At 66.2% G+C, this 12,559-nt stretch carries 11 protein-coding genes; 10 read left to right on the forward strand and 1 reads right to left on the reverse strand.

The window, feature by feature from the left end:
• Nucleotides 1–92: 92 nt before the first annotated feature.
• Complete coding sequence (locus B3098_RS03745; RefSeq protein ID WP_175124749.1) at nt 93–1,289, reverse strand: PLP-dependent aminotransferase family protein; 1,197 nt, start codon at nt 1,287–1,289, stop codon at nt 93–95.
• 144 nt (nt 1,290–1,433) lie between these two features.
• Between B3098_RS03745 and B3098_RS03750 the strand changes: the two genes are divergently transcribed.
• The 10 genes from B3098_RS03750 (at nt 1,434) to aspS (ending at nt 12,343) form a co-directional block, all read left to right on the forward strand.
• The gene (locus tag B3098_RS03750; RefSeq protein ID WP_279971555.1) at nt 1,434–1,919 is read left to right on the forward strand and encodes a GAF domain-containing protein; all 486 of its coding nucleotides are present in this window, start codon (nt 1,434–1,436) and stop codon (nt 1,917–1,919) included.
• A gap of 341 nt (nt 1,920–2,260) precedes the next feature.
• The gene (gene dapA, locus B3098_RS03755; protein ID WP_286891835.1) at nt 2,261–3,175 is read left to right on the forward strand and encodes a 4-hydroxy-tetrahydrodipicolinate synthase; all 915 of its coding nucleotides are present in this window, start codon (nt 2,261–2,263) and stop codon (nt 3,173–3,175) included.
• 101 nt (nt 3,176–3,276) lie between these two features.
• Nucleotides 3,277–4,062, forward strand: coding sequence for a sterol desaturase family protein (locus B3098_RS03760; protein WP_175136899.1), 786 nt, complete (start codon nt 3,277–3,279; stop codon nt 4,060–4,062).
• Nucleotides 4,062–4,988 (forward strand): fatty acid desaturase family protein, encoded by a 927-nt coding sequence (locus B3098_RS03765; protein ID WP_286891837.1) that lies wholly within the window; start codon nt 4,062–4,064, stop codon nt 4,986–4,988. Before B3098_RS03760 ends, B3098_RS03765 begins: the two co-directional genes overlap by 1 nt.
• Before the next feature lie 35 nt (nt 4,989–5,023).
• Entirely contained in the window at nt 5,024–6,994 is a 1,971-nt protein-coding gene (locus B3098_RS03770; protein ID WP_286891839.1) for an iron-containing redox enzyme family protein, read from the forward strand.
• A complete protein-coding gene (locus B3098_RS03775; RefSeq protein ID WP_286891841.1) occupies nt 6,991–7,887 on the forward strand; it encodes a DUF6999 family protein in 897 nt (298 codons plus the stop codon). Before B3098_RS03770 ends, B3098_RS03775 begins: the two co-directional genes overlap by 4 nt.
• Nucleotides 7,888–8,011: 124 nt before the next feature.
• A complete protein-coding gene (locus B3098_RS03780; protein WP_286891842.1) occupies nt 8,012–9,295 on the forward strand; it encodes a putative Na+/H+ antiporter in 1,284 nt (427 codons plus the stop codon).
• Between the two features lie 205 nt (nt 9,296–9,500).
• The gene (locus tag B3098_RS03785) at nt 9,501–9,836 is read left to right on the forward strand and encodes an FmdB family zinc ribbon protein (protein WP_218342520.1); all 336 of its coding nucleotides are present in this window, start codon (nt 9,501–9,503) and stop codon (nt 9,834–9,836) included.
• Nucleotides 9,837–9,853: 17 nt separating this feature from the next.
• Nucleotides 9,854–10,519, forward strand: a complete 666-nt coding sequence (locus tag B3098_RS03790; RefSeq protein WP_370632979.1) for a DUF502 domain-containing protein — start codon at nt 9,854–9,856, stop codon at nt 10,517–10,519.
• Between the two features lie 36 nt (nt 10,520–10,555).
• A complete protein-coding gene (aspS, locus tag B3098_RS03795; RefSeq protein ID WP_175124740.1) occupies nt 10,556–12,343 on the forward strand; it encodes an aspartate--tRNA ligase in 1,788 nt (595 codons plus the stop codon).
• The last annotated feature ends 216 nt before the right edge of the window (nt 12,344–12,559 follow it).

Genomic DNA, 12,559 nt, shown 5'->3' on the forward strand with positions numbered 1-12,559 from the left:
GCTGACCATCTCATTACGGCCGGGCATCGCGCCCGGCCGATCGGTCATCAAGGCATCCGCGCCGCCCTTTCAAGGGACGACGGCGGACGTTGTCATTCCGCCTTCAGCAGCTTGCCCAGGATGGCGATGCCGGTGCGGATCTTGTCTTCCGGCACGGTGGCGAAACTGAGGCGCAGCGTGTTGCGCTTGCCTTCGCCGCTGTAGAACGGCGCGCCGGGCACGAAGGCCACGTTCTGCGCGATGGCCTTTTCGAGCAGCTTGGTGCTGTCGATGTGCTCGGGCAGCGTCAGCCAGATGAACATGCCGCCTTCCGGCTTGGTCCAGGTGACGGTGGACGGGAATTCCTTCTGGATGGCGTCCAGCATGCAGCTGCCCTGGGCGCGGTAGATCTCGCGCACGTTCGGCAGGTGCTCGGCCAGGAAGCCGTCCTTGACGATCTCGTACACGGCCATCTGGGTCAGCGTGGGCGTGTGCAGGTCGGTTGCCTGCTTGGCCTGCACCAGCTTGTTGATGAGCGCGCGGCCGCCAGCGATGTAGCCCAGGCGCAAGCCCGGGGCCAGCACCTTCGAGAACGTGCCCAGACGCACGACGTTCGCGCCGTATTCCTTGGCCAGCGCGATCAGGCCGGGCTGCGGCTCGCCGGCGTAGCGCAGTTCGCCGTAGGGATCGTCCTCGACGATGGTCAGGCCCAGTTCGGCGGCGCGCTTGACCAGCGCGATGCGGCGCTCCAGGTTGAGCGTGCGGCCGGTCGGGTTCTGGAAGTTGGGCAGGGCGTACAGGAAGCGGGCGCCATCAGCCAGTTCGGGCGTGATGGCTTCGGGGATCAGGCCGCCTTCGTCGGTGGGCACGGGCACGAAGTTCGGCTGGTACAGGCTGAACGATTGCAGCGCGCCCAGGTAGCTGGGGTCTTCGACCAGCACCTTGCTGTCCTTGTCGATCAGCACCTTGCCCAGCAGATCCAGCGCCTGCTGCGAGCCGGACACGATCAGGACCTGGTCGGGGGCGATGTCGGCGCCGGAGGCGGTCAGGTCATCGGCGACCCATTTGCGCAGGGGCGCGTAACCTTCGGTGGGACCGTATTGCAGGGCCGCGCGGCCGTTGGTGGACAGGACCTTGTCGAATGCCGCACGCACCACTTCTACCGGGAAGCCGCCGGGCGCGGGCAGGCCGCCTGCGAACGAAATGACTTCGGGGCGCTCGGTTACCTTGAGAATCTCGCGGATGGCGGAGCTGGTGAGTTGCAGGGCGCGTTCCGAAAAGGAAAACGCAGGTTCGAGGGGCTTGTCCATGGAGTGCTTCTTGATCAAGAAGGGTGGGTCGGTTGATGCGTTTGACAACAAAGTATTGTCCCACACGGTAACAGCCCGGCCCTTTTATCGGGTGGAACCCCTAAAATCACCTGCATCGATAACCGCCAGTACAGTTACATTTTCATGTTCGAAGCCGCTCCCATCGTCGCCGATTCCAAAGCCGCCCTGTATGCCGAACTGACCGTGCAGGCGCGCGCGCTGCTGGAAGGCGAACCCGACCGCATCGCCAACGCCGCCAACCTGAGCGCGCTGGCGTTCCAGGCACTGCCCGACCTGAATTGGGTGGGCTTTTATTTCTTCGACGGCACGGAACTGGTCCTGGGCCCGTTCCAGGGCAAGCCCGCGTGCGTGCGCATTCCGCTCAATCGCGGCGTGTGCGGCGCGGCCGCCAGCCAGCGTCAGACGCAGCTCGTGCCGGACGTCCATGCCTTTCCCGGCCACATCGCCTGCGACGCGGCCTCGCGTTCGGAAATCGTGGTGCCGTTGGTGCACAAGGGCGAACTGATCGGCGTGTGGGACGTGGACAGCCCCGTGCCCGACCGGTTCGACGAAGACGACCGCAAGGGCATGGAAGCGTTGTGCGCGGTGTTCCTGGCGACGCTCAGCTGAACGCCTGCCTGCGGCGCGGCCGGCAGTACGGCGCGCCGCCGCGTTGACACCGCCGCGCCCGCCCGGTAGATTTCTGCATCCGCCGCATATTGCGTCCCGCTCATCCATGATTCATCAGGCCCACCAGACTGCTAGCTACCTCCGTGCCCTTGGCGTGGTGCTGGCTGCCGCCGGCCTGAAATCCAAAAAACAGCCGCTCATCTGACCGGAGCATGCTGTTCCGTCAGATGGGCGACGGAACAGCGGCCTCCTGGCGGCGCTTTGGCGCCTCCGCGCGCACCCCCTGACCTCCCGAGCACTTCTGTACGGTCCCCCAACGGTCCATACGAAGGAGTGTTCTCATGCAATCTCAACAATCTCTGTTCCAGGGCGTCTGGGTGCCGCTGGTCACGCCGTTTTCCGGCGGCCATGTCGACGGCGGGGCGCTGCGCCGCCTGGTGCGCCACTACGTGGCCGCAGGGGTGGACGGGCTGGTCGTGTGCGGCAGCACGGGCGAGGCCGCGGCGCTGGACGATGCCGAACAGCTTGCCGTGCTGGATACGGTGCTGACCGAGGCGGGCGACCTGCCCATCGTGATGGGGCTGGCGGGCAATCATCAGGGGCACGTGCTGCATCGGCTGACGGCGTTTGGCACGCGTCCCCTGGCCGGCATCCTGGCGCCCGCGCCGTACTACGTGCGGGCGGGCCAGGAAGGGGCCGCCGCGTACTTCCGCTGCCTGGCCGATGCCTCGCGCTTTCCGCTGGTGCTCTACGACATTCCGTACCGGACCGGCACCACGCTGGAGACGCCCACGCTGCTGGCGCTGGCCGCGCATCCCAACATTTCCGCCATCAAGGATTGCGGCGGCTCGCTGGACAAGACGGTGGCGCTGATCAGCGATGGGCAGATGAATGTCCTGGCCGGCGAAGACCTGCAATCGCTGTCCGCGATGTGCCTGGGCGCCACCGGCATGATCGCCGCGGCCGCGCACGTGCGCCCCGATCTCTTCGTGACGATGCACCGCGCGGTGCGGGCGCAGCGGCTGGGCGAAGCCCGTTCGCTGTTCCATGCGCTGGCGCCGGTGATCCAACTGGTGTTCGGCGAGCCCAATCCCGGTCCGCTGAAGGCGGAGCTTGCGCGGCAGGGGCTGCTGTCGAACGAACTGCGCCTGCCCATGCTGCCGGCCAGTGAAGTCCTCGCGGCGCGATTGGGCGCCGCCGTGGACGCGCTGGACCGCCAGTTTCCGGCGCAAGGCGTCACCCTGCGCGCGGCATGAGCGCTTTGTGGCGTCCGGATTCAATTAGTAATAAATCGCCTACCGGGAAGCGGACGGATTGCTTATGATGCGGCCATTCTTCGGGGTGACATAAAACCTTCATGGGCCAAGCTTTTGAAGCCTTGTCCGCCTGGCAGGTCATGCTGGCGGGGCTGCTCTTCTTCGGCGGCATCTACCTGGTCTTTGGCGCGGCCACCTGGTTGCTGACCCGGCACATCCTGCCGGCCCTGGGGCTGGGCCGGCCGCTCGATCCACGGCCGCTTGCGCCGGGCCAGTTGCGCCGCGAGCTGGCACAGTCAGGGCTGTCGATCCTGTTGTTCGGCACCGGCATGATCTTTCCGTGGGGCCTTCTGCAATTAGGGTGGGCGCGTCTGGACCCGGACGCGAGCTGGCAGCAGATCGTGCTGGAAATTTTGGCGCTGGTGGCCTGGAACGACGTGCATTTCTGGATCAACCACCGGCTGCTGCACACGCGGCTTCTGCGCCGCTTTCACCTGCCGCATCATCGCTCGGTCGTGACGACGCCGTTCTCGACGTACAGCTTTCATCCCATCGAGGCGCTGATGTTGGGCAACGTGATCCTGCTGCCCATGGTGGTGCACGATTTCAGCTTCTGGTCGTTGTTGTCGGTGCCGCTCTTTAGCCTGTTCTTCAATTGCATCGGTCACGCCAACTACGATTTCTTTCCCAAGGTCTCGTACGCGCACTGGTTCGCCGCCAGCCGCCGGCACCATCTGCACCACGCCTGCTACAACGGCAACTACGGCTTCCAGTTCACCTTCATGGATCGCCTGTTCCGCACGCGGCTGGGGGCGGAAGCCGCCGAGCGACAGCTGGAAGCCTACCGGCAGCGCGAGTCCGGCGCCGGCCTGCGAGGCTCCGCATAGTGGCGGCAAGGATCGGCCCGAATGGCCAGAGCGGCCCGCGGCGTGCGCTGCCCACGCTGCGCAACCGGCGGGATTGGCAGAGCCTGACCTATCTGGCTGCGCTGCCCCTGCTGGCGGCCTGGCAGTGGTTCAACGGGTTCTGGTGGCCGGCCTATGCGCTGATGCTGTTTCTGACGCTGGGCATCGGCGTCATCCATCACAACCACACGCACATCCGGATGTGGCGCGGCCGCTGGGCCAACCGCATCACCGACTTCTGGATCACGCTGCTGCAGGGCCATCCCACGTTCGTGTTCTATCCGGCCCATGTGGCCAATCATCACCGCTACAAGCATGGCGAGCGCGACGTGGCGCGCACGTACCGGTTTGGCGGCGACACCAACCATTTGTGGGGCTACGTTATCCATCCCGTGCAAGCGGCCTGGGTGCTGTATCCGCTGTTTTTCGCGTGGCTGGGCCGGCTGCGCAGGCACTGGCCGGGCGCCTTTCGCTATTGCATGGCGCAGTACGGCGCTTGGCTGGGCCTGTGGGCCGGGCTGATCGCGGTGAACCCGGTCAAGGCGCTGGTGTTCGTGATCGTGCCCCAGCTGCACGGCCTGCATTGGCTGCTGGCCACCAATTATCTGCAGCACGCGCATGCGGACGGCGGACCGCGGCACGTTGCGGGCCTGAACTACGCGCGCAATTTCGAGGGGCTGGTCAATCCGCTGCTGTTCAACATCGGCCTGCACACCGCGCACCACGAGCATCCGCGCGCGCACTGGTCCGAGCTGACCGGCCTGCATCGTGACTACTACCGCAGCCGCGTGCGTGCTGATTTGAACGAGCGCGGCCTTGTGCCCTATATGTTCCGCACCTTCGTGCTGGGCGCTTTCGTGCCGCGCTTTCGCAGCCGTTCCTGCATGGCGCCCGAGCACGTCCGCTAGCGCCGTACACCCCATTTCCCAACCAGAGATCCGTCATGCCCATTGCGTTTCATCGTGTCTACCTGGAGAGCGCCGGCTATTTCATGCCGGGCGAGCCCGTGTCCAACGAAGCCATGGACGACTACATCGCGCCGCTGAACCGCATGTCCAGCCGGATCAAGAGCCGCATTCTGGCCGAGAACGGCATCAAGCAACGCTACTACGCGATCGATCGGGACGGCGCGACCGTGTTCTCGAATGCGCAGCTTGCAGCCAACGCGATTCGCGATTGCCTGCGGCGCCATGACACCGACCTGTCGGCCGTATCGTTGCTGGCCAGCGGTTCGTCCGGCGGCGATGCGCTGATGCCGGGCTTTTCCAACATGATCCAGGGCGAGCTGGCCGCGCCGCCGATGGAGACGCTGTCAGTGCATGGCATCTGCGCGGCGGGCGTGTCGGCGATCCAGGCGGCCGCGCAAGGCGTCGAGTTGGGCGCGCATGCCAGCGCGCTGGCCGTGGCCAGCGAACTGCCGTCGCGCCTGTTCAAGCGCTCGCGCTTTGCCGCGCGCGGCTACGACGCCGACTTCGACGCGCACTTCCTGCGCTGGATGCTGTCGGACGGCGCCGGCGCGGTGCTGCTGGGCAATGGCCAGCGGCCGCTGCCCGGCGCGTCGCAGGGCGTGCGCCTGCGCTTGAAGTGGGTGCATCAGCGCTCGTTCTCCGGCGACTATCCGGTGTGCATGCAGTTGGGGCTGTCGGCCGACCGGAGCAAGGGGCATCTGGACTACCCGTCCTGGAACGAGGCCGAGGCCGATGGCGCGTTGTCGCTGCGCCAGGACATCCGCCTGTTGCCGCATCTGTTCGACATCGGCATCCACGAGTACGCCAAGCTGGTGCGCGACGGCTGGGTGGATCCGGACCAGGTCGATCACTTCCTGTGCCATTACTCATCGGAAAAATTCATCCCGGTCGTGGAAGACCTGATGGAGAAGGCCGGCCTGGTGATCCCGCGCGAGCGCTGGTTCAGCAACCTGGCGTGGCGCGGCAACACGGGCGCTGCCTCCATCATGATCATGCTGGCCGAGTTCCTGGAGACGCGGGAGGTCAAGCCCGGCGAACAGATCTTCTGCTACATCCCCGAGTCCGGGCGCTTCATGGCGGCCTACATGCTGCTGGAAGCCGAAGCGGTGCACGCCCAGCCGGCGGTGGCCGCAGGCGTGTCGGGCGTCGCTTCGCCGGGCGGCGTTACTCCTGGCGTCGCTACGCCGGGCGCCGCTGCGCGCGAAGACGCGGCGTCCGCCGACGCCGACGCTATCGCGCCGCCGCACGATCCCGACATGGCGCCGCAAGGCCTGGGCCAGCTTCTGACCGAACTCGCGGCCATCTGGCACGACTACCGCTCGCGCGTGTGGCGCACGCCGGTGGTCCGCCGCCTGCGCAACCGCCAATTCCAGACCACGGATTACCTGACGTGGATGGAGAACTGGATTCCGCAGGTGCGCGAAGGCAGCAAGTGGATGCGCGAGGGCGCCGCGTCGTTGACCGAGCAGTACGCGCCGCTGGCCGCGCTGATCGACATGCACGCGGGCGAGGAGCAGAACGACTTCCAGATATTGTTCGACGACTACCGCACCGCCGGCGGCACGGTGGACAGCATTGATGCCCTGCGCCGCAATCCCGGCGGCGAGGCGCTCAATGCCTACCTGCACAGCCTGGCCGCCACGCGCGATCCGATCGGCCTTTTGGGCGCCATCTACATCATCGAAGGCACGGGGCAGCGCATCGTGCCGGCGCTGCTGCCGCTGCTCAAGGCCAGCCTGAAGCTGCCGCCCGACGCCTTCCGCTTCCTGGAGTACCACGGCCACAACGATGAACACCATCTGGCGCGCTGGCTGTCGGCCGTGGAGCTGGCGCTCGATTGCGACGAGGACGGCCGCGCCGAGCAGCGCATCCTCGACACCGCGCGCCGCACGGCGGCGCTTTACCTGATGCAGTTTCATCACGTGATGGAGGCGGACGCGGCATGAACAAGGAGGCCGAATTCCTTGCCCGGGAACACGATCCGGCGGATCCCAGCCCCTGGCTCGCGCTGTACCTGGACCGCAGCACGCCGCTGCCCGACAAGGTCAAGAAGGCCTGGCTGACGGATTCCAGCTGCGCGTCGCGCCAGTACCTGCTGCCGTTCCTGCGGCCGCTTGCGCGGGCCTTCATCATCCTGATCCAGATCGTCAAAACGTTCCTGCCGCGCCGCTGGTCGCATTCCCGGGTGCTGCATCGCATTCTGGCGTGGGGGCTGAAGCGGTTCGTGTCGCCCGAGGCCAACTGGCTGATCCTGCGGCATTTTCATCTGGGGGCGCAGGCGCTGGCGTTCATCGCGGCGAACTCACCGGTGCCGATCACCACGACGCCGCTCGAGCCGATGACGATCGACGACCTGAAGGACGATCTGTTCGTCAAGCACGACCTGAATCTCTTCAACTTCGTCATCCGGCTGAACCAGGCGCTGCGGGATGCGGACGTGGAGATGCACGCGCCGCAGACCGTGGACTTTTCCATGCTGCGCGACCCGCCGATCCGGCTGGAGGACATGCCGCAAGGCAAGCTGAACTTCCTGGACCTGCAAAGTGCCATCGAGCTGTTCACGCCGCTGTATCAACTGCTGCTGACCGACAACGACTTCTGGCGCGCGGCCAATTCGCTGCAGCTCGATGAGACCGTGGGCATCTATGCGGCTAAGCTGCTGGGCGCGCCGCAGCACCTGATACTGGTCAACAACAGCCATCCGCTGGTGCCCATGTCTACGCTGCGTGCAGGCTACCGGCTGGTGCTGCACGGCCTGTCCACCGAGATGCTGCACAGCCTGTTGATGGAGATGAAGGCGGCCCAGGCGGGCGCCGAACCGCCGGCCCCGATCGCGTAGAAAAGGCGGCAGGGATCAGTGTTGACCCTGCGTTACACCGGCCAGCCGCTGGGCTATATTGCGACGCTTGTCCGACAAGCCCGCCGGAACACCCCGCCGCCGGGCGTCATAGGAATTGCCGCAAATGCCCCAGACGCTAGAGGTCATCGCCACCATCCTGTTTGCCGTGGCGGTCCTCCACACCTTTTCGGTCCCCTTCTTTGCGCGCCTGGCGCATCGGGGCGGGCCGCACGCGGGCTTCTGGCATCTGTTTTCCGAGGTCGAGGCCGTCTTCGGCGTCTGGGCCTTCGCGCTGATCGTGACCATGGCCGCGCTGGCCGGGCCGTCGGCCGCCATCGACTACATGGACACGCGCAACTTCACGGAGCCGCTGTTCGTCTTTGTCATCATGGTGGTGGCGGCCAGCCGGCCGATTCTTGAGCTGGTGGGGTTGCTGGTCCGCATCGTGGCGCGGGCGCTGCCCATGCCGCGCGAGCTCTCGACCTTTTTCGTGGTGATGGCCCTGGTGCCGCTGGGCGGCTCGTTCATCACCGAACCCGCCGCGATGACGCTGGCCGCCATCCTGCTGCGCGACGCGTACTTTCGCAGCAGCGGCCGGGCCGGGTTCAAGTATCTGACGCTGGGCGTGCTGTTCGTGAACGTGTCCATCGGCGGCGTGCTCACGTCCTACGCCGCGCCGCCCGTCCTGATGGTGGCGGGCACGTTCGGCTGGGATTCGGCCTTCATGCTGCAGCACTTCGGCTGGCGCGCGGCGCTGGCGGTGTGCCTGAATGCGGGCCTGCTGACGTTCATCTGCCGCAAGGCGCTGCTCGAAGGCGCGGTGGGCACGCGCGGCGGCGTCGATGCGCCGGAGGGCGCCGGTAAGCGCGCGCCGGTGCCCGCCATCGTGATCCTGGTGCATCTGGTGTTCCTGGTCGCCATCGTGCTGACCGCGCACCATCCGGCCATCTTCCTGGGCCTTTTGATGATGTTCATCGGCTTTTCCGAGGCCTACAAGCGGCACCAGGACCGCCTGATGATCAAGGAGGGACTGATGGTCGGTTTCTTCCTGGCCGGTCTCGTGGTGCTGGGCGGATTGCAGAAGTGGTGGCTGCAGGGACTGCTTGGCGGGCTGGAGCCCTTCGTCCTGTTCTGGGGCGCGACGGCGCTGACTGCCATCACCGACAACGCGGCGCTCACCTATCTGGGGTCGCTCGTGGAAGGCACCAGCGAGGCCTGGCGCTACATGCTGGTGGCCGGCGCGGTCACGGGCGGCGGGTTGACGGTGATCGCCAACGCGCCCAATCCGGCCGGTTTCGCCATCCTGAAGAACCATTTCCCGGATGGCAGCATTTCGTCCGGGCGCCTGTTCCTGTGCGCCCTGGGACCGACCCTGGTGGCCGCCGTGATGTTCCTGCTGCCCGTGTAGGGCAAGGCCGCCCGCACCGGGGAGGCCGTGCCCCGGGCGCCGGCTTGCGGCCGGCAGGGTGGGGCGGACACCGACGCTTTATGAAAAACCGCTAAAATTCAAGACTTTCCCGTATTTTTCCGGCCTTGCCCAGCCGCCGAGCCTTGCGCCCGCGCGCGGCAGCAGGCGGAATTTGATATGCCGGGCTTGCGCCTGGGAGCCCTCGATGCCCATCTACGCCTATAAGTGCAGCGCCTGCGGCCATGCCAAAGACGTCTTGCAGAAGATTTCCGACGCGCCGCTTTCGGTTTGCCCCGAATGCGGCCAAAGCACGTTTTCCAAGCAGGTGACCGCGGCTGGATTCCAGCTCAAGGGCTCCGGCTGGTATGTCACGGACTTCCGTAACAACGGCAGCGGCAACAGCAGCAGCGGCGCCAACAGCAGCAGCCCGGGCGCCGCCCCGGCCTCCGCTGAAAGCGCCACGCCCGCCGCCGCGCCGGCTGCCGCGCCTGCCGCGGCCCCCGCCCCGGCGACGCCTGCTGCCGGCAGCGCCGCTTCCTAGAGCGCATCGCGATGCGGATGCGCGTCATCAAGAAGTACTTCATCACCGGGCTGCTGATCTGGGTTCCTCTGGTCATCACGGTGTGGGTACTGGGACTGCTGGTCGCCACCCTTGAAGGGTTCGTGCCCGGCTTCCTGTCGTCCGAATCGCTGTTCGGACTGGACATTCCCGGTTTCCGCTTCGCCCTCGTGATCGTGGTGGTGCTTCTGACGGGCGTCTTCGCCGCCAACCTGATCGGCCGCACCATGGTCGACCAGTGGGAAAGCCTGCTGGGCCGCATCCCGCTCGTGCGTTCCATCTACAACTCGGTCAAGCAGGTCAGCGATACCGTGCTTGCCCCCAACGGCCAGGCGTTTCGCCGCGCGGTGCTGGTGCAGTATCCGCGGGCAGGCGCCTGGACCATCGCTTTCGTCACCGGCACGCCCAGCGGTGAAGTGGCCGCCAGCCTGCCTGGCGACCACATCAGCCTGTACGTGCCGACGACCCCCAACCCCACATCCGGCTTTTTCCTGATGGTGCCTCGCGCCGAGGTCGTCGACCTTCAGATGAGCGTGGACGCGGCCTTGAAGTACATCGTTTCCATGGGCGTGGTCGCCCCGGTCCCGGGGGCAACGCCCGTGGTCCGGCCGGCTGCGCTCTCTCCGGCGCCGGGCGTGCAGGACGCACCCCGCGCCGATTCGTAACCCTTACACACCAAGCACAAAACGGAGTCATCCCGCATGCGTACCTGCTACACCGGCCAGGTTTGCCGTGACCATCTCGGCCAGACCGTCACCCTGTACGGCTGGGTGAACCGCCGCCGCGACCACGGCGGGGTCATCTTCATCGACCTGCGCGACCGCGCGGGCCTGGCGCAGATCGTGTTCGATCCGGACAACGCCGCCTTCGCCACCGCCGAGCGCCTGCGCAATGAATTCTGCGTCCGCGTCACCGGCCTGGTGCGCGAGCGTCCGGCCGGCACGGCCAACGCTGAACTGGCCTCCGGCGAAATCGAAGTGCTCTGCAAGGAAGTCGAGATCCTGAACGCGTCGGTCACGCCGCCGTTCCAGCTGGATGACGACAACCTGTCGGAAACCACCCGCCTGACGCACCGCGTGCTGGACCTGCGTCGTCCGCAGATGCAGCGCAACCTGATGCTGCGCTACCGCGTGTCCATCGAAACCCGCAAGTTCCTGGACGAGCTGGGCTTCATCGACATCGAAACGCCCATGCTGGCCAAGAGCACGCCGGAAGGCGCGCGCGACTACCTGGTGCCCTCGCGTGTCAACGCCGGCCACTTCTTCGCGCTGCCGCAATCGCCGCAGCTCTTCAAGCAGATGCTGATGGTCTCGGGCTTTGACCGCTACTACCAGATCACCAAGTGCTTCCGCGACGAAGACCTGCGCGCCGACCGTCAGCCGGAATTCACCCAGATCGATTGCGAAACCTCGTTCCTGAACGAATTCGAAATCCGTGAAATCTTCGAAAACCTGATCCGCCACGTGTTCAAGGTGGTGCAGGGCGTCGACCTGCCGTCGCCGTTCCCGATCATGCCGTGGACCGAAGCGATGCGCCGCTACGGCTCGGACAAGCCCGATCTGCGTGTGCAGCTCGAGTTCACCGATATCACCGACGTCATGCGCGACGTGGACTTCAAGGTGTTTGCCGCCGCCGCCACGGCGCCCGGCAGCCGCGTGGTCGCCCTGCGCGTGCCCGGTGGCGCCGAAATGTCGCGCAGCGAGATCGACGCCTACACCCAGTTCGTCGGCATCTACGGCGCCAAGGGCCTGGCCTACATCAAGGTCAACGAAGTGGCCAAGGGCCGCGACGGCCTGCAATCGCCCATCGTCAAGAACCTGCACGACGCTGCCCTGGCCGAACTGGTCAAGCGCACCGGCGCCCAGGACGGCGACATCATCTTCTTTGGCGCGGACCGCGAGAAGGTCGTCAACGACGCCATCGGCGCGCTGCGCGTGAAGATCGGCCACAGCGAGTTCGGCAAGAAGACGGGTCTGTTCACGGCCGGCTGGAAGCCGCTGTGGGTGGTCGACTTCCCGATGTTCGAATACGACGAGGAAGACGGCCGCTACACCGCTGCCCACCACCCGTTCACCAGCCCCAAGGACGGCCACGAAGACTTCCTGGAATCCGATCCCAGCAAGGCGTTCGCCAAGGCCTACGACATGGTCCTGAACGGCTGGGAAATCGGCGGCGGCTCGGTCCGTATCCACCGCGAGGAAGTGCAGAGCAAGGTGTTCCGCGCGCTGAAGATCGGCGCCGAGGAAGCCCGCGAGAAGTTCGGCTACCTGCTGGACGCGCTGCAGTACGGCGCGCCTCCGCACGGCGGCATCGCCTTCGGCCTGGACCGCATCGTCACGATGATGACCGGCGCCGAATCGATCCGCGACGTGATCGCCTTCCCGAAGACGCAGCGCGCCCAGGACCTCCTGACGCAAGCGCCGTCGGAAGTCGACGAGAAGCAACTGCGCGAGCTGCACATCCGCCTGCGCAACGTCGAAAAGGCATAAAGCGCCGGAGCGCCGTTGGCGCTCCCCCCCGGCGGCCTTCTTCACGGGGGCCGCTGGCGGACCGGCAGCGCCGGATCCGCGGCGGTCTGCTTGAAGCACGATCCGCACTGGGCGCCACGCCCGAATCATGAGCAGGTTTCAAGTGTCTGATCAGTCAGTCTGGCGTGACCGCATGCCGCAAAGATGGGAATGCCCGGCTGAAATGGAGTAATCTGG

Origin of the sequence: Achromobacter sp. UBA2119 (genome assembly GCF_002331005.1) — a bacterium.
In the GTDB taxonomy this organism is placed as follows: domain Bacteria; phylum Pseudomonadota; class Gammaproteobacteria; order Burkholderiales; family Burkholderiaceae_B; genus Achromobacter; species Achromobacter animicus.